This is a genomic window from Leptospira sarikeiensis, from assembly GCF_004769615.1.
GTDB classification, from domain to species: domain Bacteria; phylum Spirochaetota; class Leptospiria; order Leptospirales; family Leptospiraceae; genus Leptospira_B; species Leptospira_B sarikeiensis.
This window is the reverse complement of record NZ_RQGF01000015.1, coordinates 113,666-137,982: the sequence shown is the minus strand read 5'-3', so window position 1 is coordinate 137,982 and position 24,317 is coordinate 113,666. Positions and strand designations below refer to the sequence as shown.

Genomic DNA, 24,317 nt, shown 5'->3' with positions numbered 1-24,317 from the left:
ATGGCATTGCATACGGAACAATCAAATAGTTTCGAAGACCTTCTAGAGTCATACCTATCCGGTGAGATCGATTCTGCCGGTAAAAAACAACTTTTGGATTTCGTCTTAAAAGATCCGGAAAAAGCAGCCGAGTACCGAAAACTCACCCAAATCCAATCTCAATTGAGAACCGCGAGCATAGCTCAAGAGTTTAAAACCTTAACTCCTCAAATCCCTTCCTCTAAAACAGTCGTTGCGTTTCCGAAATCTAAATCTGTTATCTATCTTGCAGCAGCAGCTCTGATCTTCTCCGCCCTTGGAGTATACTTCTTCAAATTTTCTAAAGGAAGAAAGGGAGAAGCTACATTGGATAAGTTCACTTATTCTTATGGTGAGTGTTCTATCGACGGTCAGAAGTCAGCTGCAGGCGATGATGTATCCGGGAAAAGGATCGTTTCCGGAAAATCTTCTATTTGTGATGTTCAATTAGAAGGTGAAAAAAGTGTATCTGTTCGAGCACTTGGCGAAACTGATTTTACTGCAGAACATAATGAAAATGAAATACATCTGAATTTGGGTTACGGTTCCATTCTTCTAGATAGTAATGGCCCGAAAAATGCGGAAAGTGTTTCGATTACTTCCAATGATTTTAGATTAATTTTGGAAGGTACTAAGGTCTCAGTTAATAAAGGAAAATTGGATTCTTCCGTTTCGGTAAAGGTTTTAGAAGGTAAAGTAAGATTAGAATCTGGCGGGGCAATTTTCTGGGAATCTGTTTCTTCTTGGCTAACTAAAGACGAGATAGCATTACTCGAAAAAGAATATCCGATACTATTCGATAAACAACAATTAACGATAGAATCTGGACATCAACTTGCATGGAAGGGATTATCACCTGCAAGGATCCAAGGCTTGAAGAGGATAGAAGACTCGATCAAAGCCAGTAAAAAATCCCAGCCAAGTGCTCTACTTGATGAAACTCTGATCAAAAGTTTAAAACCTCATGTAGATTCTCTTCCTAAAGATCCTTTCTTGATCTCTCCAAAAGAACTCAAAAATTCCTTAAAGAAAATCCTTCCCGACGAAAAAGCGGACTTGGAAAGAAAATTTGCAAGCATGGTCCGTTTCCCTCCTAAGGATCTAAAAGAAAGAGAACAATTATTGGAATTGGTTAAGAAGGTGGATAAGGCTACCGTTTCCAATTCTTTGAAGGGAGATGGTAATAATACCCAAGCTGCTTCTCAGGAAGTACGTATCCTGTTCTTAAAAGACGGGTCCATGGAAAGAGGAATTATTTATCAGCAAGATAGTTTCTATGTGGTTTTAAGACCTGATGGAAATCTTATTATTCCAATTGATGCAGTAGAAAAGATAGAATCCGAATAATTCATTCTAAAACTCTTCTTTCAAATACATCCTATTATATTACTAAATCTTTGGATCCTTCTTCCAAAACGGAAGATAGAGCAAAGTAAACATAATGATACCGAGTCCTTCTAACCATAAGATGTAAATAGGCCAAGGACCTAAATAATCTAAAAGAGAACCTGCACCAGGTTTTTCTCTCATGTATCCGTAATTCGCACCTAAAGCAAAATCCACTATCAAAGCTGTGATTACAAAAATTTGAGAATACAGAACGGATCTAAGCACTGCTCCCTTTCTAGGTTTTAATTCTAATCCTAAGACAACATAGATTGCGGAGATTACTAAACCGGAATGAGCTATAAAAAAAATAAAAAAGTAAATATGGGGAAAATTTACAGAAAGATCCGGAGTGATCACCCCTTGGATGGATCCTGCGATCACCCAAAAATAAGATAACTCGGCTAAAGTCCGATTTCGAGTAAATAAGGCTAGAGAAGTTACTATGGCCGCCCAATTGCAAAATTCCATCGGGAGATCGTAACGTAGCTGCCAATAGCCGGAGTCGATCCTATAAATAACGTATACACAATAGTTTAAAAGTAGAATGGAACCTAAAATGATCCCAATGATATGTCTGGTCTTTTGGGTTGCGAATTTTTTGGCTAAGAAAGGAAGCCCGAAGCTAGTTGAAAAAGTTATGATCAGGATAGAAAAATGGAGAGGGCTCCAATGCTCGAATTTCATCGAGTGATACCCTCTCCTTTGAGTATTAGAATTTCAAATCATTATTCAAACGAATAAGGATTTGTTTTTGGTGCTAAAGACTAATTTCATTTCTTCTTCAGTAAACTGATAAGGTCTTTTTCTTTTAAGATCCATAAAGAGTCCGTGAACTAAAGAAGTAAGAAGGAGTTTTCGACTAGACTTGGAATATACATCGTGTTTGAAAGCTAATCTGTTCTTCTCAGCTTTCAGGTACACCGTCACGATGATCAGATCGTCAGGAAAGGTCATCGAATCAAAATATTTCAGCTCTGCTTTATAAACTACTGGGCCGACTCCTTTTTCTTGCAATGAATGAAGATCCAATCCGCATTGATAAGAAGATCGGATCCTTGCATCGTCCAGATAATATTGGATCGTTTCTAGATTGACCTTACCTTCCGGATTCATCTCCGCCCAACCTACGCTGATCGGATGGTAAAATGCATACGGATAATCTTCTTCCGAATAAAAAACGGATTCAGTCTCTCCAGGAAATCCTAGAATGAAACGTGCCCTCGTTACGAGAACGGAATCCGAAGCTCTGAACATTTCTTGAACGATCTCCGTAGATTCCAGATCAGAATGAACGATTTCAGTCGTGATCCTTGCTTCTTCCGGATATTTTAATTCTGCTTTATATTCTAGTTCACATTCTCTAATAGCTAAACGATCATAATGTAAGATCGGTTGGCCTTCTTCTTTCAATTGTTCGAAAGTTTTGATCCTGGCTTCTTCGAAATAACTTTGGTAGGTTCCGTTATTTACATGCCCGTTTACATCCAGATCCGCTCTACGGACCGGCACGGCAAAGGAAGTGATTGTTTTATCCATTTTCTCCATTAGCCTCATAAAAAGCCTCCGGTAGACAACATGGTCTACCTTTCTGATTCCAGGATAAATAGTGGTAGACAATCTTGTCTACCACTATTACAATTTCTCTTAGAAAAATGAAAATCCAAAAAGACCTAATTCGCCAAGAGGACCCTGCTAAAGAACGTATCTTAAAAGCGGCTTCTAAACTATTTTATTCCAAAGGTTATCCGAATACTGGAATAAACGAGATATTAGAAGAAGCAGGAGCGTTTAAAAAAAGTTTATACATCCATTATCCTTCCAAAAAGGATTTGGGTAAGGCGTATCTTCTGGACCAAGAAGAGGCGATATTAGGTTTTGCAAAAAGAATCATGAAGAAGGAAAAAAATTATTCCAACTTTATCATATCTTGGATGAGGCTTTTAAAGCGTGGCCTACGAAATAATTATATATACGGTTGTCCTTATGCAAATTTATCCAACCAGACACATGACGAGCCTGAAATTTCTGAATTTGTAAAGGTTGCATTGGATCGTTGGGTAAACGAATTCGAAGTAAGTTTACGGGATATGATTTGGAAATCCGGAAAAAAGAAGGATGCAGTTAGGTTAAAAGATATTTCAGAAAGTATTCTTTTTTATTATCAAGGTGCATTACAATTGTATGGAATGTCCGGAGATTTCAAATATATCGATCGACTTGAAAAAGAATTACTTTCACTCGATAGATAGAAATACGATTAATCCCAGATGGAATTAGAACATTCCACCAAGTCCCCCGCAAAATAATGAGGAAAAGAATACGCTAATTTTCCGGTAATCGGATTGAGATCACGGTATGAAAGAGAATCGATCCTCAATGTCTCAGACTCGTCTCTATATATCTTAAACTTTAATTGTAATTTAAACTTATCCTTTCCGTACTTAAAGTTAGTATTGTTCCTACAGGATTTATAACAACTATCAAAAACTTCGTCTACATTTCGATTCGAAGATCTAAGAGTTATAGATTGTTCCTTACAATTAAATACACATTCGTCCGGATCGGAAGGTTCATATGGGAATTCAATATGGATTTCTTTGGTTCCTTCAGACTTGTAAGAACCTTGGGTCACTCCAACTAATTCTCCCGGTCTCCTACTTCTCATAGACGCGGAAGAGGGAGGAGTAAGTATCAATTCGAGTCCGCTGATCTCTAGATATAGTTTAGAGTCGATCTTAGGAAATTCTCTTTCCCAATTCAAACAAACGTTCTTATGATCGACCTGGGCTTTTGTAAGGAAAGGAAAGCCGATTAAACAAATACAAATAATAAGGAATAAATACGATCTTAGTTTCATCTGGGCTGAATCGATATTTTATAATGGGTTTGAATATGCTTCCAGCAGAAAAAGTCGCATTTTATTACGGAATCGATATCATTTATTACTCTTAGCTTCTAATTTGGCGATATCCTTGGCGAATTCCTGAAGTAAAGAGCTGTCGAATTTTTTGCTCCCCGCCCGATCTCTTACTTTGCCCCATAGGAAAGCGGCAATGTTCAATTTGTTCTTAAGATTGAAAGTTTTGGATTCTGCATGGAAATCTTTTACAAAACGATTCCATCTTAAAACCCGATCATCGGGTCTCTCTTCTTTGGGTGGATTTTCATAAACTTTGAGAAGATCTAAAACAGTAAGTTTCAGATTGCCTTCCTTTTCAGCGTCTCGAACTGCTTCAGCCATCGCCTTAGTAAAACTGAATTTGTTCAGTTTATAATGTTTTCTACAGAATTCCCTAAACTCAGAGTCAAAGCGGATCCCATCAGGAATAATTTTTGATCGGAGTGTGATCTTAGAATAATTTTTAATACTGCTGCGGGTTTGTTTTTTATTTTTAGAAGAAGTTTCCTTCTTAAGGAATTTCTCTCTCCCGAGAATGAGATAGTCTTTTAATCTTTCCTCTAAATCGGCTTTTGCGCCGGAAGAAGAAATATTCAACGCCTGGCAAATTTCTTTTAATTCCTCACGATACCAATAATAGGATTCGAATTCCTTTATGGTTTTCAATTTTTCAAATTCGGGTCTCGATCTCATATAAGGGACTATTTGGATTTTGTAATTTTTTTTGAATTCCAAGCGGGTTTGGACTTTAAAGCTTTTTTATAGATCGGGCATCCCGGTCCATGAGCTCCTTCCAAATAGCCTGAGCTCATTAAAAATTCGTTCACGATCTCTCCACCTACAAAGATGAACGTCTTTTTGAAAATTTTTACCCATTCCTCTTTAGATTTAGGATGATGATGGTCCAACCAATCCTTAAAACTTCCAAATTCTTTCTTTAAAGTAAGTATTACATTTGCATTATGTATTGCTGCGTTTATTTTCAAACGATTGCGAATGATTCCGGCATCATTCATTAATCTATCAAAATCTTTCGGTCCGAATTTTGCGATTTTTTGAATGGAAAAGTTTTTATAGGCTTTTCTGAAATTATCTTTTTTCTTTAAGATTGTTGTCCAGGAGAGGCCTGCCTGGTTAATTTCCAAGATCAGTCTTCCGAATAATTCATCGTCGGACTCTATGGTAAAACCATACTCGTTATCGTGATAAAATTTGTTTTCAGGATCCTGTCCTGATCCTAAATAAAGAACATATTGGCAATATTTCGTAAGTGTCTTCATTTTATCTGAAACGCTAGCTTTCTTATTCTTTGTGGAGAACAAGAAAGGCAAGGATATTTTATGGATATCTACTTGCCTTGAAATTAATTTCCGATTTGTAGTTTGGTCTAGAATCCGATCAGTATTCCTCCGTCTACTCGAAGTGTTGCTCCAGTGATCCAATCCGCTTCATCCGAAGATAAAAATGTTACTGCGGATGCAACCGCATCCTCCGGATCTCTTTTTATCTTTAAAGGAATTGATTCTAATATCGAGTTTCGGATAGCTTCCGGCACATGTTCTGCAAACCGATTATTAATGAATCCTGAGGCTACACAGTTTACGGTGATATTTCTAGAGGCAAATTCTCTCGCAGCAGATTTGGTAAGAGCAAATAATCCCGCTTTAGCGGATGAATAATTTGCCTGACCTGCATTTCCATAAAAACCGGAGACAGATCCAATATTCACGATCCTTCCGTAACTTTTTTTGATCATGTATTTACTCGCTGCCTGGATCCCGAAGAATACTGCTTTCAGATTAACGGAATGTACCTTATCCCACTTTTCTTCCGACATTCTTAACAAAAGATCATCTTGTACAATTCCGGCATTATTGATCCAAATATCCAAATTTCCGGTTTGTTTCATTACAAATTCTGCGAGCGATTTGTTTTGCTCCTTGTTCGTTACATCGCAGTTTTTCCAGGCTACATTTTGTTTGTATACTTCGGATAATTCTTCTGCAGTTTCTCTGGAAGTTTTTTCTTCTAAATCCGAAATGATCACTTTACAGCCCTTTGTTAGGAACATTTTGGCGATAGATTTACCTATCCCCCTTGCCGATCCCGTGATGACCGCTGTTTTGCCCTCAAACATCTGAATCCTCCATAAATTTCGATATCGAAATATTTGATCTTAAAAAACCTATTTACAGGTCGAAATTAGAATGAATTTTTATTAGAATTCGCATGAAGTCTTCTCTTTCTCCCGGCTCTAAATTTTGATTCAATTTAGAGAGAGTGGTCTTAGAAGCTTTTTGGACTTTTTCCAAGGTTAACTTTCCTTTTTCAGTCAATTCGGCCGATGTGATCCTTTCATCTTCGAATGGTTTAGAACGCTTCACATAACCGAATTCTTCCATTTTATCTAGAAGCGCAGTTACGGTCGAATTCGTTCTATCCAGTGTTTTAGCAAGTTCACTCATCGTTAAGGGACCTTCTTTTCCTAAAGCGAAAAGAACTCCTCCATGGGCCGGAACTAAATCTAAGATCCCTTGATTCACAAATTCCTCGGAAAGATGTTTTTGGATCCGATCTCTCGTTCTGGATAAAAGATGAATTACATAATCCGGCTTCATTTATTTAGACATCGAAATAGTTTAGAAGTTTTGTCAAGTGAAATTTTTTTACGAAATTGAGTTCTGCAAGATCAAATTTGGGCAGGAAGATTACCATTGGGTTGGAAGTAATATTCTAAATATTTTTCTTCATTTAATAACATTATAAATAGTTTATGCTCTTACTCGTTTTATATGTGAAAATTTGAATTATATACAATATTGGATAATAGATTTCGGTCATTCTAAATATTGTAAATGGAATATATCATTTATAATATTCAATATCTCGATTGAGATATTCTAAAAATTTAAATAAATTCCATTTGGGATATGAAAGATGTTATTTATGAATTTTTTAATTAAATTTTTGTAAAAGATTCGACAAGTTTAATCAATTTGTGGGAACGATTTTCACAAAATATCTAAATTAAATGGTTATTGCGAATAATTTTAAAAATTGGACAGACTAAGAACAATTTTTGGAAAAAAAAGAATCTACCCGGCTGATTTTTGTCCGCCGTAGGTTATATTCTTCAATAACAAATAGCAAGGATCGGAGAGCAGTATGAGCAGCATTTTGAAGTGGAATATTAGATCTATAACTGTATTTGCAATTATTCTTCCATTCTTTAGTTGTTTGAGCGATTGGGGATTCGGTAATAATAGGGATGTTGATCTTTCAAAAGCAACCTGGTTAGCTGTTGAAAGGATTCCAATAATCAGAGATAGAGGTGGTATACCAGGACTACCTACTCCTCCAATAGTTCCAGTTGATAATCTCTTTAGCCTTCCCCCAGGAACAAAGGTTAACGTTAAAGCACTTGGCGGAACAATCGATCCGACCGGAACGAATATATTAAATGATTTTGATGGAGATGGTATTCTAAATACAAATGAGACTACCACGAATGTTTGGGTAGCAGATTACCCTATGATTGAGGCGATCATTGCTCCACCAGTGACAATGAAAATTGCCATCCAATTGAATTCACATCAAGTATCAGACGAAATTGTAAGTGAAATTGGATCTCAAGACTTTGTATCAAATAGAAATGAAGGCTCAGAAAAAATACATCAGAATGAATTGAATTTCAAAACTGTCCAATTTCAAGATACTTACACGGATTCTATCTCTCTGAATTTTTCAGGGGCCTCGAGCGAGAGTTTTGGAGGAAAATATAATGGAATGGGAGCAAACTATGGAACCAGTTCATCTAAAAACTGGGGAATAACTGCTTCTACTTCAAAAACTCTAACTAAGTGGGCTGATAAACCTTTTGTGAATAACCTTGATAGAGAGGCGTGGAATATTAAAGCAAACTCTTCAAGTGATAAGGCGATGAAATATCGCCGAGACAAAGCAGGAAAAATTAATACAGAGTCAAAAGTTGATCCGAACGCTGGTTATGTTCGGGCTGCATTATATATTGAAAATCAATCTGTAAATATGCCAGTCAAAATTAAAAACATTCTCTGTTCATTAATGTTTGAAACTGGCGAAGGGGATTTGATACCAATCCAAAGTTTCAGGCTTTTAAATTCGGATTTCAGCCCATTTGAGGTTTCTGTTTACGGAGGAACCAAATTTGGTCCGTATGTTATCGAGCTAACTGGCCTTAACACGGCCGAGGTAGAAAGAGCAATCGCGTCTGGTTATACACCTAAAATATACATTGTTGATTATGAAATGTCACATGTTGCTGACTCGAATTATCGTTCTGCACTTTTGAATTTCAATGGTGATAACCTGAAGATCGTTGAGGAAAATTCGAAAGCAAGAACAACGCTCATAAAAGTATTCGGTCCTGGCTTTCGTGAAATGTATCGCGTCGCTGCATTTGATGCAGAGGGAGGAGTCGGCGACCCTTGCACCACTAAATCTATTTCTACTAGTTTATCACCAGGTGTGACTTTGCGAACTGCTTTAAAGCGAATTGCTTGCTCTGGATTAGAAATAGAATTTGAAGATGTCGTTGTCGACTTTTCGGAAATTGCACCTACATTAGATTCATCCCGAATATTCTCTAAAACGATTAAGTCTATTGGTGGGATTAAGAATACAATACCCTGCAGTAAGCAGGAAAATATTGTCGGATCAGACAATGTTCAAAGGACAGCTTGTGTTCAGAAACCTATTTCGGATTGGTCTCAAGAAGACAAAGATACCGCAGGTGCTTGGGTAGTTTTTTCAAAAGGTAAATATTATAATTTTACTGAATATCTGCTGTATGGAGAAAATAAGGAAATTATAAAGTTTGATCCAAACTCTCCAAGACCTGCATCGGTATTGAAAGGGATCGATTCTACACTTTGGGCAGGAGATACGATTGAAATCATATATATTTCTATGCGGGATTACGGTGCTAAACTTAGAGACTTTGGAACAAATCCATTAGTTACTAATCTTCCGTTCAAAATGAACACAACATGGGACCTTACTTCTTTAGGAAGTCATCCTTATTATCCTAATACTCGTTCCACATATTTAGGAGCTGTAGGTTTTGGTGAACAAATTGAACTTACTATTAAACTAGATAAAACTCAATATCTTAATCCAGATTTCGGAATTCCCACTTTAGCAGGAAGTCTCCAGTATTTTACGGAATTCTCATATAATAAGAAAACGTCTCCATTTTTGTTTGAAAGAACAGAAGTAGCTGATTTTGAAATTAGTATGGGCTTTGGTGGGCAGAGATCCAGTTGGATGCATATAGAAAGGGATCTTAATAATTCTGACCCTTATAAATTACAATCATGCGGGGTCAATTTTATTCATTCGACTCAAACTTTAACGTTGTGCGTTAAACTTCCTACTCAGCATGAAATTTTAGATACTGAAAATAGCGTTGTCGAATTATATATCCGCCCATCTCTAAATAATGCATATAGAAAAAGTATTTGGCCTTTGCATTATAGCAAAGTTGGAAAGATGAGAGCAGTGCTTGCAAGTGCACTAAAAGAAAATGACACATCAATCCGTGTGAACGATATCTATGGACTTATAGAAAAGAATGATGTACTCTTAGTCGGTGAAAGTAATTTTCCTTTTACTATTGTCGATATCTCAGCAGCCGATGCTGAAGGAGCAGTAACTTTATTTTTAGACCAGGCTTCAAACTTTAAAGCTGATAAGCTGACTACTGTAATTACTCGCAGTGGATTAACTATTCCGGATATTAGAATTACACAAGATACCGGGTTTCTAACAAAGTGGAATCAAGAAGCAACCACTGCATTCCAGCCAGCAGAATATAACATTGCGCAGAACTTATCATTTTCAACGAGCCAAACAATTAATTGTGTCTCGAATCCAAAACATCCTGTTGGGTGTTTAGGATTTAATCCCGATTATAATGCAATTAACTGGATTGGAAATTATAATCAAGGGGTGGCTTTATGGAGCTCTTGGGCAGACGGTGGTGACTTTGCAGGATTTCTTTCAGAAGGCCTATTTGGATTAACAACCAGTAACAATCTAGTTTATAAATTGGAGCCAGGTAATGCTGACTTTGTAGTAGGGGAGCATACCGGAGCGAGTCCGCTTTTCGGCCCAGTAGCAATAACAAGTGGAGATTATACATTAGTTTTGTGGAGAAAAGACGGTGATATTTGGGGAAAATATTACCAGAACTCAACACAGACAGCAGTAACTACGACTTTAGTCGACATGACCACTGCAACTGCAACTGGCAACTTTAGTGCCAAAGTAAATGAAAACGGCAAAATCATTTTAGCTTGGGAAAGTAATGATGATCTATACGTAAGTTTCTGGGATATAAATACTAGAACAAAAATTGGAGCCGAATCAAAAGTCGCAACTCGATCTAAAACGGCTGGGACAGTATATAGCATCGATGTAGCTATAGGAACAAGCAGAGCTCTCGTTACTTGGGATGTAAGCTTTGTAACATTTTCATCGGTTTATACAGGAATTTTTACTCAGCATGATACTTATGCAAGAGTTTATGAAGTAAGTACAGGTGTGGCAACCAATGCCGCATTTGCCTATTCGAATTATAATAGCAATTTTGGTTGGGGAAAAACCGTCGTATCTGCATCGGCTTCGGGTAATTATGCAATTCTAGCGAACATTACTGCTTACGATAACGGCTCGTCGATTAATGTTTTAAATTACAACTTATCAACTGCAGCAGCAATTGGAGCTACGAAGAATATTGATTCGGCTGGTGCTGGCACTTCCGGATCGATCGAGACAGGTTCATTTTGGACGGGTGGTTCTGATCCAGCATACGGATTGGTCATTTGGAGAAATGTAAGCGGGTACTTGAATGCGAGATCTTTTAATCTTACTACAGGGGCCACGCTTGGGTCGGGCAGTTTTTCAATTGAATCAAATGTAGTCTCTCCGACTTGGAGTCTCTCGGTTACACAAGAACCAGGAATGGTTTTATATTCTACTCCATCAGACAATAATGTAAGGTTGAAAGCGATTTCCCTAATTGGAAATCAAATGTTCTATAATAATTCTTTAATTGTTAATTCTCCTTCTCCGGCCACGTCTCGTAACCCTGGAAGTTCACTGATTGTTGGAACAAACATTTTCTCTTCTTGGGAGCATGTTGATGGAAGTAAAAAAACGATAAGAGGTCGGGTAACAGGTTTAGACATTAATGCCGCTACTCCTGAACAAAAGTTTTTCTTAAGGGGAAGTGGAGAATTCTTTTTAAGTACTTCCAATCAAGGTCCACAATCTAACGCGAATATAACGGCCACACCAAATACGATATTTGGAATGGCCTTCTGGCTCTCTCAAGATACCTTACAGCCAAGAATTCGCGGATTTAATGTAAACCTCCAAAATCCGGGCGCACTTCAATACGGCTTAAATAACTTTTTCGTTTCACCTTTGATCGAGCGTGATTATACGATTATGTCAAGGATCAAATTCTAAGGAGAAGACGATGAAAATTATAGTATTAGAAAAAATGAATATGTTTATTAATTCCGTGAGAAAATTTATCCCTTCTTCACATATAGAGTATGTATTTAGTTTTAGAATGCTGAATCCAATGTCTATCGTAATTGGTTTGGTTCCTGTTTTGTTAACATTCAGTTCTTGTTCTTTTTGGGGTGGGGATAACAGCCAAGATGTTGATTTATCCACTGCCATTAAACTGACTACGGAGAAAGTTGGGTTAATAACCGATCCTAAGCCAGTTCAACCTAATAAACTTTTTTCCTATGCGCCAGGTACTGCGATCAATGCATCTAATTTTGGTGGTGCAATTGATCCTACCGGTACGTCAATAACAAATGACTTCGATGGTGACGGTATTCTTAATATACATGAGAGTACTACAAATGTTTGGGTAGCGGATTATCCAATGGTTGATACGATCGTTGCTCCTCCAGTAACTATGAAGATCGAAATTCTTCTAAGTAGCGAACTAAAAAGCGATGAAATCATTAGCGAAATCAATTCTCAAGATTTCGAATCAACTAGAAATCAGGGGTCTGAAAGTATCCATCAAAATGAAGTTAACCTGAAGACGGTTCAATATGAAGATACTTATAGCGATTCAATTTCAGTAAATATCGGATCCGGTGGCGGTTCAAATGGAGGATTTGATACTGGTCCAAAAGAAACTACTGAAACCGATTTAAAGGAACAAAAATCAAAAACTACAAAAACAGAGGGAACTGGATTAAATTACGGTAAAGAATCTAGTAAGAGCTGGGGTGCCTCTGCTTCAACTAGCAAGACTGTAACAAAATGGGCTGATAAACCATTTAAGAACAACTTGGATAGAGAAGGATGGACTGTTAAAGCTAATTCTAGTACCGACAAGGCTAGAAAATTCAGGAGAGAGAAATCTCAGAAAATTAACGAAGTTTCAAAAGTTGATGCGAATGCTGGATATGTAAGGGCAGCTCTCTATATAGAGAATCAGTCCGTAAATATGCCTGTAAAATTAAAGAATATTCTTTGTTCTTTAATGTTCGAATCTTCTGCGGGTGATTTAATTCCTATACAAAGTTTTCGTTTAAGAAATGCAGATTATAGTTTGTTTGAAGTCGCTGTATATGGCGGTACAAAGTTTGGCCCATATGTGATCGAGTTAGACGGCCTGAATACGGCTGAGGTGCAAAAGGCAATTGCCTCAGGATACACTCCAAAAATCTATATAGTAGATTATGAGATGACTCATGTTCCTGATTCAAACTATAGATCGATGCTGTTGAATTTTAGCGGAGATAATCTCAAAATAGTTGAAGAAAACGCGAAAGCGAGAACTGCACTCATTAAAATATTTGGACCTGGTTTTAGAGAAATGTATCGAGTCGCTGCGTTTGAAGCGACTGGTGGAGATAATAACCCGTGTATTGCTAAAACTGCAACTTCGTTAAGCCCAGGTATCACCTTAAGAAAAGCATTAGATCGAATTGCATGCTCTGGTTTGGAAATAGAATACCAAAATACGGTGGTAAATTTTGAGGAGGTAGCCCCCAAACTAGATAAGTCTAGAATTTTCAGCAGCGGAATTAAAAGTATATCCGGAATAAAAAGCACAACACCGTGTACTCCTAAAGAAAATATAATTGGTTCTGATGGAGTTTCTAGAAGTGCTTGCGAACAAACCCCACTAAGCACTTGGGATCAAGCTACTAAGGATAATGCCGGCTTTTGGGTAGTATTTTCAAAAGGTAAATATTACAACTTTACTGAGTACGTCACATATGGCCAAGAACCAAATAAACAAGTAGCATTATTTGACCCTAGCTCTTTAAAGCCTGCTCAAGTATTAAAAGGAATCGATTCACTAATCTGGGCTGGAGACACAATCGAGATAGTTTATATTTCGATGAAAGATTATGGAGCAAAAATTAAAGATTATGGAACGAGCCCATTAGTCACAAGTAACTCATTTAAGATGAATACCACATGGGATCTTTCTATGTTGGGAGAGACTCCTTATTATCCAACTATGCGATCGGTTTATTTGGGAGCAGTGGGTTTTGGTGAGCGAGTTGAAGTTAATATTAAATTAGATAAAACTAGATATTTAAACCCCAATTTCGGAAGTCCTACTATTGCTGGAAACTATCAATACTTTACTGGTTTTAGTTATGATATGAAAAGGTCAGCAACAAACGATTTATATGAATTAAGTGAAGTTTCTGATTTCGAAGTCAGTCTTGGATTTGGAGGCCAGCGAACAGATTGGATGCATATCGAAAAAGATATTAAGATAAACGATCCCTATAAACTACAATCATGCGGAGTTAGCTTTATATTAGTTTCACAAACATTAACGTTATGTTTGCAATTACCAAGCTTGCATCAGTATTTAGATCCAGATACAAGTGTGATCGAGTTGTATATTCGTCCGTCATACAATAATGCTTATCGAAACAGTATTTGGCCTCTACATTATAGCAAGGTTTCTAAAATGAGAGGTCAACTTGCAAAAGCATTAGAAATTGGTGATGCTTCAATTCTTATATATAATGCTGGAGGGCAAATACAGAATGGTGATATTCTGTCCATCGGAGAAAATGCAAATACATTCACTATTCAAACTTCTTCAGGGCCTAATTCCGAAGGAATAACTACGATAGTGTTGGATAGAGCTAGTTCTTTTAAGGCCGATAAGCTAGAGTTTGTTTCTACAAAAAGTAGTTTAGATGGGCCAGACGTTAGAATAACGCAAGATACCAATTTTACATCTCAATGGAATAATGATGTGCAGACGAATTTTATACCGACTGCATTTTTGAGCCCTCAGTATCTTTCTTTTTTACCTAGTTCATCTATCAGCTGTAGTTCTGATCCTAAACATCCTGCTAGATGCTTAGGTTTAAGACCTGATTATAATGCGGTAAATTGGATTGGAAATTATAATCGCGGCGTAGCTGCGTGGAGTTCTTGGGCAGACGGCGGTGATTTCAAAAATTTCCTAGCAGGCGGATTATTCGGACTTACAAATAGTACTGGCCAAGTATACCAACTACAACCTGGATCTGAGGATATTATAATCAGCCAAAATACCGGCACGACGGCCTTAGCTGGCCCAGTTACTGTATCTTACGGAGACACTGCACTCGTAATTTGGAAAAAAGATGCAGATCTTTGGGGACGATTCTACCAAATTTCAACTAAACAAGAATATGGCCCAATGATAGATCTAAACACAATAGCAATCACTGGTAAGTTTACAGCGAAAGTAAATGAGAACGGTAAGGTTGTAATTGTATGGCAAAATGGAAATGACATCGATATAAATTTTTGGGATCTTACAACTAGAGCTCGATTATTCGCAGATGCAAAGGTTTTCACTCGAGATGCTTGGGCAGTTTCAGTGGGAAACTTTGATGCTGCTATCGGAACTAACCAAGCTATAGTAACTTGGAATAACTCAGTATCAGAACTTTTGGCAATTCGGAATTATGCAGATTTTCGAATATATCAATTAAGTACCGGGGCCGCTTTAGCGCAGGGCTCATATTTTAATATCCCAATGGACATCGCCAACAAGAGTATTAGAGTTACTGCAAGTGCCTCCGGAACGAAAGCTCTTCTAACAGCTAACTACGTTACTAGCGGAGCTTCCTATGAGTCGATAGCAAAGATGAGGATTGCTTCTATTGATCTTTTGACAAATGGGGTAATTGGCACTTCGCAAGAGGCATTTTCCATGACTTTTAAGCCGGGGGATTATTCTAATAATATTCCCGCTGCATTTAATGCTGCCTACAATATGACTTTTTCAAGTGGAATGAATGGAAACTTTGGAGTAGCTGTTTGCAGATTCGTTACGGGAAATCTGTATGCACGCGGATTCGATTTAACCTCTGGAACATTTATCGCCCCTTCGTATCTAGTTGATTCAAACGTTTCGAATTCAGTTAAATTAAATATAACTCAAAATCCTGGGTTAATTCAATATGTAACAACTGCAAATGAGGTTCGTTTGAAGCTATTATCGCTTCCGAATGGGCAATTATTATACAATCAAGCTTTAGTGCTGAACAATCCTTTACCTGCAACTTCCCGAATGGCTGGAATTCCAAGAATTGCTGACGGAAATTATATAGTAACCGCTTGGGAGCATACAACTGGTGGGAATACAACCGTTAGAGGAAGAACTGCAACTTTATCTCCATTCGAAGTTAAAGGTGGAGGAGAGTTCTTCTTAAGCACTACTAATAAAGGGGTTCAAACAACACCTGATTTAGTAGTAGGAGTAGATTCGGGCAGAGCGATGGCTTTTTGGCTCGCTGGTGCAGAAACTCCTCAACCGTTAATACGTGGTTACGGCATTAATTTATTAAATCCAGGTGCTCTTCAATATGGTTTAAATAACTTTTTCGTAGCTCCAATGATTGAACGAGATTATACGATCACTTCTCGGATTAAGTATTAAAAGTATTTAAAATGCGCTGAACGTTTTAAAGAACTCAGCGTTTTATACTTTTGATTATAATTAAATTTTAAAGGGATCGTATGATAGTAATTGGTTCAGAAAAGATAGATTCCAAGAAGTCCAGATCAGCAAATGGTCCGTCTTTTTGTTCTTCCATTATTCGTGCTTTAGCTCTACTACTTTTTTTGGCTTCTTGCCAAGCAGGTAATGGAATGGACCACATACTTTCTCGCTTATTAAGCGTAGCAGGAGGAGGATCTTTCTATCAAGGTACTTCATTTCCATCTCCCGGTTCTGCTCCATCTCCTGAAGGAAGCGACTTATATTCAATTTCAACGAATTACAGTTCTTCAATCGATGATCCACAAACAAAGGCTGATCCTTTAGCAGGAGCAGTCTTTATTGCTCCTCCTGAACCAAATAATTATGGAACGGTATCTCTTGCTTATCCAATTCAGATTGCGACAGGTCGTCTTGGGATCCAACCGAATTTGAGTTTAACTTATTCTTCGTCTGGAGGAGATGGGTGGCTAGGAGTTGGATGGAGTCTTGGATTAGGTTCTATTATAAGAACTCCTGAATTTGGAGCATTATATTACGATTATAGAGATAGCTTTTCCTGGAATGGCAAAAAGTTAATCAAAGTTTCAGGAGTTTCCGGTAACGAGAATGGAATATATCGTCCGGAAGTTGTAGGAGAAGATTTTACCATATTAAAATTAACAAATATAGAGAATGGCGGGATCTGGGAAGTTCAAGATTCGTTGGGAACAAAATCCTTTTTTGGTCAAAATTCTTCTAGTCGCATTTATGATCCAGCCAAGATTACCCGCACATATAGCTGGAATCTTTCTCGAGTAGAGGATACGAATGGGAACTTTATGGATATTGAATATGATACCTCTGAATATTCCGAAAATCATGCTCTATATCTTAAAGAAGTTCGATATACAGGAAATTCAAGAAGTGGAGCAAGTCCAAAACAATATGTTCGTTTTATCACGAAAGATAGAGACGATTCTTATGTAAGCAAAGTTCCCGGATATATCGTTAAGACAGACAAATTATTGGATAAGATCCAAGTCGGATATAACGGTAATAAACTCTGGGAATATCGAATGGACTATGACATATCTGCCGATTCTGGGAGACCATTATTAAAAACGATCGATTCCGACAGAAATACAACGAAACCAAATTTTAATTATCAGCAAGCTTCAAAACTATTGCTTTGGCAAAATGTAGCGAATTCATTCTCTTCCGAACCGGAAGAAATTCCGGGTGATGCGGAATTTTTTGAAGGAGATTTTAACGGGGATGGAATTTCAGATATCGTTTTTTTCAATTTTCAAACTGGAAATTGGAAAGCAGCCGAGGGAAAACCTGGTGGAGGTTATACTTTTAAAACTTACGCTAATCGATATAAAGATTTTGGAAGTTTAGATAAAATAAGATTTTTTAAAGGAAATGCTACCGGAGATTATAATGGGGATGGAAGATCAGACATAGCATTCTATCTTCCCCAAACGAAGGAATTTGTTGTAGCTGAACATACTGGAACGAATTTCCAATTTAAAAGTTATGGAAAACTAATGTCAGGTATTCCGGATATTTTCCGGATGGAATGGTTTCCCGGAGATTACGACGGAAACGGATTATCTGATTCAATTCTCTTTGATGAGCCGACCGGCCAATGGACTTTAATGCTAAATAAAGGCGGTCAATTTGAATTCCTAAAATTTTCAAAAAAATTCCAAAATATATTTCGAGGGGACTATAATCCGAATGGGAATTTGGATAGTGTAACTACATCAGATAGTTCTGTTCAGGGGCGAGGAAGATTGCATGTCAACTTCTTAGTAGGAGATTATAACGGAGATGGTCGGACAGATATTTCCATTTATGATGCTCGATCTGGAAAATGGTTTGTAGGAGAAAATTATAGGAATCCGGATCCTTCTGATCCGATCTATTTCAAAATAGAATGGTATCTCTATAAAGTATTTACTGCTCCCGAGGAGAGATTGTTCTCTCAAGATAGATTTTCGGGAGACTTTGACGGTGATGGGTTCTCAGACTTTTTAGTTTTTAATAGATCAAATGGAGAATGGGTTTTCGGGAAAACAGGAGACCGGACTATAAATTTTAAAGTTTGGTCAAGAAGCCCACAATTTAAAGAAATCACAAAATGGCTTCAGGGAGATTTTAACGGCGACGGAAATACTGACGTAGGTTTCTTTTCAGCTAGTGATAATAAATTTTGGATTGGAGAGGCAACGGGAAGCGGATTTCGCTTTCGAATTTATAATGATATGAATTACGGCCCTTCGGTTGAGAAGGTTATGCAATCTCCTTTACCTATAGATGAAGTCAAAATTTCTAAAGGATTTTCGGTCGTTCAAACTGCATCTGATTCCAAAACGCTTATAATTGATTACACATATGATGGAAATGATTATACAAATCGTGGAGAATTAGTATTTCCTGGTTGTTTTACTACAAACGATTGTTCCTTATCGCCTGAATTAGTAATATATAATAGAAAAACAAATAAATTCGACTTAAGAGTCGGATCAGCAACAGTATCAGGAATTTTTGCTGATTTTAATCCTGAAACAACTGACCAAAAAATTGCAAATTCAGGAAGAATAGATCGCTATACTAGAAATAGCAAAGACGAAATCTTATTTTATAAAGAAACCGGAATTCAAAATTCATTTTTTGCATTACGAAGTGCAAGTGCCTCAACTTTCGAAAAAACCAACTTTGCTTCCTTCAGCGATTCGGAAGTAGGTAATTTTTATTATGATGATACTACATTCATCATCGATAATTTTGCAAATGCGAGCTCAAAGTCTGTATTAGTTATCGATGATCAACCAACTGCAGGAAGCGGAAAATTCGTATTAAGTAGTTTAAGCGGAAATAAGGTTTTAATTCCAGCTGGTGCATTAACGCAAACAAATATTACAAATATGTTTCGGTTGGGAACTACCGGTCAAAATCGACTGAAGAGAAGAGACTATAGTATATTTTCGGGAAATATACTCGGAACAACTGATAATACATCTCAGCTAATAATTGTAGATCGTTCAACTTCGATTCACTCTTGGTATATCGGAGTAGTCGATATTACAAATTCTAAAATTCAGTTTACTAAACTTACGCCGGCGAGTGGAAGTGCGAATTTGCCACTTACTTCTGTTGAGTTTGATCCTACATTATCTAGTGGAATTCGATATGGGCTTTATTCTGAAACTTCTGGCAAATCGATTTTAATCGGCAAAACATTAGCTGATAGTACTACATTTTATAAATTCAAGATTTCGGGATCAAATATTGCATTAACTTCATATTCCGCTGTATCTGCATCTTTTAGCGGCGATTTTGATTCAAGCGGAAACCCTATTGTAGTTCAGTTTGATACATATAAAATTTTCGATATAACGAAAGTTTCTTCGGTAGCATTACCTGGAACGGTCATAAGTCGCTCTATCGATCGTTCCGACTTATTCTCTAAAGTATACCCTTATGTTTGGATCCAGGGTGATTATAATGGAGATGGAATTACTGATATCGGGATTTTCCATTTAAAGGAACCCACTTGGTATTTTGCAAACTCGACTGGATCAGTGCCGGATGTAATTAATCAGATCAGAAATGGTATTGGCGGCACATACGATCTTGAATACGAAAATTCTACTAAGTTTGATAATACTGGAGGGGATGGAATTCCTGATCTTCCTACTAGTTATCGAGTTTGCACCAAAATCATTGCAGATGACGGATTCGGAAATAGGATTCAAAAATCATATCAGTATAGTGGTGGCGTAGCGTTTTCAGCTTTCATTAACGGAAAGAAAGAAACGGATTATTTCGGATTTACTAATTTTTCAATGAAAGACAGTTTGGGGGCTAACACTGTCCATTCATTCCATAGTATGCCGTATTCTGACTTTATGATGAACCGTGCATTAGGTGGTGCTGAGAAAGAAATGCATGTTCTTGGATCCGATAATGCAGAATATGGAAAATCTCTTACCTACTACGATGTGAAAAAGATGGAAGTTTCTCCCGGAATTGCAACTTACGTAGCGTATTCTAATCGAAAAGAAACTTATATGTCCGGAAGTAAGCTAACTACTACCACAAATACGCTTACAATCGATGGTTATAACATTACCAAGAAAATTGAAACTGCGACTGATCATTACGAGGATGCTTCACATCCTTCTGAAACAGTTGCAAATTCGTATGAGTTTGAAACTGATCCGAATACAAATGAAAGGAGAATGAAAAAATCGATCGGATTTCAAGAAAGCAACACTGAAAAAACTTCAGTAATGACCTATGATAGTTTTGGAAACTTAACTAGAACTGTTACTACTTATACCGGAAGTGGTTTGCCTATAACAAAGACTTCGATACAAGATTTTACTTACGATACTTATGGGAATAAAATATCCGAAAAGGATTCGAGTGCAAGTCCCGGTCGAGGCAAAGAATATGTATATGATGATGAACTTCATCAGTTCTTGAAAGAATCCGTAACGTTCGGAGGATCGATTCGATTTAAGACTATATATGCAATCGATTATTCGGACGCATTCGGTCTTCCCATAGAGGCATTAGATCCGAATGGAAATAAAACTCAATTTGAATATGATGATTATGGAAGATTAGTTGAAACTTCCGTTGATACTGATTCGGGGAATAAACTTTTATCTTCATATAGTTATAGTTCTAATTTTCCATTAAGCGCATTCAGTAATTTAGCAACCGGATCGGGTGATCCCGACTATGTTTCCAGAAAGTATGCCGATGGCCTGGGCAGACATATATATCAGGTTAAGTCTGGATCTGACGGAAAATATATACGTTCAGGTCGGATCGTATACGATCCTGCAGGTAGAGTCATTCGGGCTGGACAACCGGAATGGGCAGATGGATCGGAGCTACAAAGTTTTGCACTTCATCTCGAAGAGAGAAATCCTACTTCATTCGAATACGATGCGGTAGGAAGAAAAACTAAAAGTATATTTCCACAAGCTGTAGGAGAAAATTCCGCTACAATTATCAGCACAAAGTATAATGGAGCTTTTGAAGTACTAGTAGAAGGAAGCGGTGGAACTAGAAAGAAATCCATTCAGAATGCTAGAGGAAAAGTTTTATATATAGAGGATTCAGGGATCGACGGAACAAAAGCGCAGATTGGGTTTTGTTATGATATATCTGGAAATTTAATAAAAAAATCCGACTTGAATGGAAGTGGTGTTCTAAACTGTGGGGACATCGCAACTGGAATTAACCAAAAAGATCTTTCCGGTCAAAATCAAACATATTGGCAATACGATGCCTTCGGACAGCTAATTACTCAAAGTGATCCGGATTTGGGTGTAACAAAAAATGTGTATAATGCATTTGGAGATCTTACCAAAACAACAAATGCAAAAGGAAATATTACAAATTTTACCTACGATTCTATTGGAAGGGTCGTAGCAAAAGAACTCCCGGAAGGGATAATTTCCTTCGATTATGATTCTAGATCGGGAAGTGCAAATGCGATCGGGAAATTAGTTTCTGTAGAAGATCAAAACCAACTCAAAACTTTCAGTTATGATAAGTTGGGGAGAACGAAATCAGAAACGCGTTCTTTAAAGGGAATCCCTTTAGAAAATGTGCAAGGTCCATATATTACAGACTATAATTACGATCTGCTAGGAAGGGTGACAACCATCGATTATCCGGAACATCCGGTGAATCATACCCGAATGAAAGCTTGCTATTCTTATGGTTCCGCAGGCTATATTACCGGGATTTCTGTTCAAATCAATACGAATGGAGTACTTCCCGGTTTTTGCAGCAAAACGATTGTTTCGGGGATAGATTATAATGAATTCGGGCAAACTTCTTCTTTTGCTTTAGGAAATGGAGTTCAAACTGCTTACACTTACGACACAAAACAAAGATTAATTCGTATCCAATCATCTGGAGATGTAGACGGTAATACGAAGGTTCTTCAGGATGCGATATATACATTTAACGAAAATAATAATATCATAGGAATAACAAACTCCGCCTCTGAGTTTAACGCGAATTATTCATATTCTTATGACGGATTGAATCGCCTTATTACTGCGAGCGGGATTTATACAGAAACTGCAGATAATTATACAAAAAATTTCCGCCAAAGTTTTGATTATGCTCAAAACGGAAATCTACTCAAGAAGAGAACTCATGATTTTTCTGGGGGGCAGCTTCTGGATGGGTGGTCCTACCAGTATCAAAACCACCAAGTTTTAACGATAAACTCTACACAATCAGGGATCTCTACTTTGCAAATGAATTACGATCCGGTTGGGAATATGATATCTCAACAGGACAATTCGAAAGACCTGAGAAAACAAATTAACTATGATTCCGAAAATCGGATTAGCTATGTCCTCGACAAATTAGGAACGGAAGTTGGTCGATACACGTACGATGAAGGTGGATTTAGGATCCGTAAAACTGCAATCGTTCCAAATGGGGCTAGTACTAAAAATCTAGAGATATTATATCCAAATAAATTTTACGGATTAGAATATGTATCTGAAACCAATGTTCTTCAATCTGTTAATAATGTATATTTGAATGGGGTCCGTATCGCGGCCCTAAATGAAGAAGGGACTACAGCTTATTTCCTTACAGACCAAGTCGATTCAGTCGGACAGATACTAAATGATAATGCTCAGACTGTCAGTAAGATCCAATATGAACCTTACGGAGAGGCCTTTGTCCAAAGGGGAAATCAAGATTTTGATCCAAAGTACAACTCTCAAGAATTAGATAAGGAAACTAATTTCTATTTTTATAATGCAAGATATTACGATCCTCAGATCGCAAGATTTACTAGTGCGGATAGCGTAATTGATGGTGCTGTTGATACGCAAGGTTGGAATAGATTTTCATATGTAAAAGGAAATCCGATTAATTATAAAGATCCTACTGGGCATTGCGTAGGTGGATTATGGACGTATTTTGCTGCGACGTGTTCTGGTGCTACCAAAGCAGAATCTTCCGATGTGGATCAGCGTATTCATTATATGCGAAATAGTTCATTCTTGAAAACTGCATATGTAGTGAATGCTATGCAACCGTCGAATGTACCGGGTTATTTTATAGGACAATTACCGGGAATAAAGGAAGCAACAGATTATCTTAACGAAGAGTTATATGAAAATGATCCGGATAGAATGGCTATTGGTGGATTCGGTATGTTCGTAGCCGGTGTTTATGTTGGCTCGGTATTACCAGGTATAACAAGTGGAACTGCTCGTCCTTCAAGAACAAGTTTTGGACCTATTGAAAATAATTTTAAAATTTCTAATCCCGGTGGTTTAAAAGGATTAAAAACAAATCTCTCTATTATATGGGGAAGGTTAATCAATCATGGTAAACCTTTAGATTGGAGTGTTGTTAAAAAGAGTACTGGAGAAACTCGAATTGAACATGTATCTGCTCATGGAAAAAATAATTATAACAAAAATTTTCATGGTGTTTTTTATAATGATCCGATTGAAACAACAAATATGGCTTGGAAAGACAGAGGTTCCGCTCAATTTTACCATAACGTGAATGGGACAGATATTTATGTAATTCCATATGAAAGAGCGGGTTATGAAGGCGGATTAGGGGGGCAAAAAAATAGCCTTAATAATGTTACTATCATTACAAAGACAGGGACTCGGCAGCTCATTACTTCTTATCCTTCAGGAAGGGGGGTGCCTTTAAAAAGTGCAAGTCAGTTAAGCAAATGAATTCAGATGAATATATAAATTGTGTAAAAGAATGCCCAGTATGTTCCCAAGGGTGGGTACAAATTTTAAGGAAAAAGGATTCGGAGGAGTTACTTCTATGCTGCTCTGAATGTGAGGTTAGTTGGAACGATCCCAATGAGGTAGATTGGGGAAATGGTAAGCTTATGTTTGGTGAAGATCTAGTTTTTGCGACTAGTGAAGAAATTATTAAGAAAGGATGGGATAA

At 37.3% G+C, this 24,317-nt stretch carries 12 protein-coding genes; 5 read left to right on the top strand and 7 right to left on the bottom strand.

Annotated elements, in window-relative coordinates; all coding sequences use genetic code 11:
• Entirely contained in the window at window positions 1–1,365 is a 1,365-nt protein-coding gene (gene rsx / locus EHQ64_RS08090; protein WP_135648984.1) for an LIMLP_03685 family anti-sigma factor, read from the top strand.
• A gap of 42 nt (window positions 1,366–1,407) precedes the next feature.
• Here the strand turns inward: rsx and EHQ64_RS08085 are convergent, their stop codons facing one another.
• Both EHQ64_RS08085 and EHQ64_RS08080 read right to left on the bottom strand, forming a co-directional pair.
• On the bottom strand, window positions 1,408–2,091 hold the full coding sequence (locus tag EHQ64_RS08085) for a YwaF family protein (protein ID WP_135648983.1): 684 nt from the start codon (window positions 2,089–2,091) through the stop codon (window positions 1,408–1,410).
• Between the two features lie 45 nt (window positions 2,092–2,136).
• The gene (locus EHQ64_RS08080; RefSeq protein ID WP_135648982.1) at window positions 2,137–2,961 is read right to left on the bottom strand and encodes an acyl-CoA thioesterase; all 825 of its coding nucleotides are present in this window, start codon (window positions 2,959–2,961) and stop codon (window positions 2,137–2,139) included.
• 98 nt (window positions 2,962–3,059) lie between these two features.
• Here EHQ64_RS08080 and EHQ64_RS08075 point away from each other — a divergent pair, with 98 nt between their 5' ends.
• Window positions 3,060–3,656, top strand: coding sequence for a TetR/AcrR family transcriptional regulator (locus EHQ64_RS08075; RefSeq protein WP_135648981.1), 597 nt, complete (start codon window positions 3,060–3,062; stop codon window positions 3,654–3,656).
• A gap of 8 nt (window positions 3,657–3,664) precedes the next feature.
• Here the strand turns inward: EHQ64_RS08075 and EHQ64_RS08070 are convergent, their stop codons facing one another.
• From EHQ64_RS08070 to EHQ64_RS08050, 5 genes are all read right to left on the bottom strand, one after another.
• The gene (locus tag EHQ64_RS08070; protein WP_135648980.1) at window positions 3,665–4,264 is read right to left on the bottom strand and encodes a hypothetical protein; all 600 of its coding nucleotides are present in this window, start codon (window positions 4,262–4,264) and stop codon (window positions 3,665–3,667) included.
• Between the two features lie 78 nt (window positions 4,265–4,342).
• Window positions 4,343–4,972 carry an SAP domain-containing protein gene (locus tag EHQ64_RS08065; RefSeq protein ID WP_246048641.1) on the bottom strand — a complete coding sequence of 210 codons (630 nt, stop codon included), beginning with the start codon at window positions 4,970–4,972 and terminating at the stop codon, window positions 4,343–4,345.
• Window positions 4,973–5,007: 35 nt separating this feature from the next.
• On the bottom strand, window positions 5,008–5,586 hold the full coding sequence (locus EHQ64_RS08060; protein WP_135648978.1) for a DNA-3-methyladenine glycosylase I: 579 nt from the start codon (window positions 5,584–5,586) through the stop codon (window positions 5,008–5,010).
• Between the two features lie 107 nt (window positions 5,587–5,693).
• On the bottom strand, window positions 5,694–6,443 hold the full coding sequence (fabG, locus tag EHQ64_RS08055) for a 3-oxoacyl-ACP reductase FabG (protein ID WP_135648977.1): 750 nt from the start codon (window positions 6,441–6,443) through the stop codon (window positions 5,694–5,696).
• A gap of 52 nt (window positions 6,444–6,495) precedes the next feature.
• Window positions 6,496–6,924 carry a MarR family winged helix-turn-helix transcriptional regulator gene (locus EHQ64_RS08050; protein WP_135648976.1) on the bottom strand — a complete coding sequence of 143 codons (429 nt, stop codon included), beginning with the start codon at window positions 6,922–6,924 and terminating at the stop codon, window positions 6,496–6,498.
• Between the two features lie 547 nt (window positions 6,925–7,471).
• Between EHQ64_RS08050 and EHQ64_RS20310 the strand changes: the two genes are divergently transcribed.
• From EHQ64_RS20310 to EHQ64_RS08035, 3 genes are all read left to right on the top strand, one after another.
• The gene (locus tag EHQ64_RS20310) at window positions 7,472–11,818 is read left to right on the top strand and encodes an LIC12048 family lipoprotein (RefSeq protein ID WP_135648975.1); all 4,347 of its coding nucleotides are present in this window, start codon (window positions 7,472–7,474) and stop codon (window positions 11,816–11,818) included.
• Between the two features lie 10 nt (window positions 11,819–11,828).
• Window positions 11,829–16,292: an LIC12048 family lipoprotein gene (locus EHQ64_RS08040; protein WP_135648974.1), complete on the top strand. Its 4,464-nt coding sequence runs from the start codon at window positions 11,829–11,831 to the stop codon at window positions 16,290–16,292.
• 212 nt (window positions 16,293–16,504) lie between these two features.
• Complete coding sequence (locus tag EHQ64_RS08035; RefSeq protein ID WP_135649047.1) at window positions 16,505–24,091, top strand: SpvB/TcaC N-terminal domain-containing protein; 7,587 nt, start codon at window positions 16,505–16,507, stop codon at window positions 24,089–24,091.
• Window positions 24,092–24,317 lie beyond the last annotated feature (226 nt).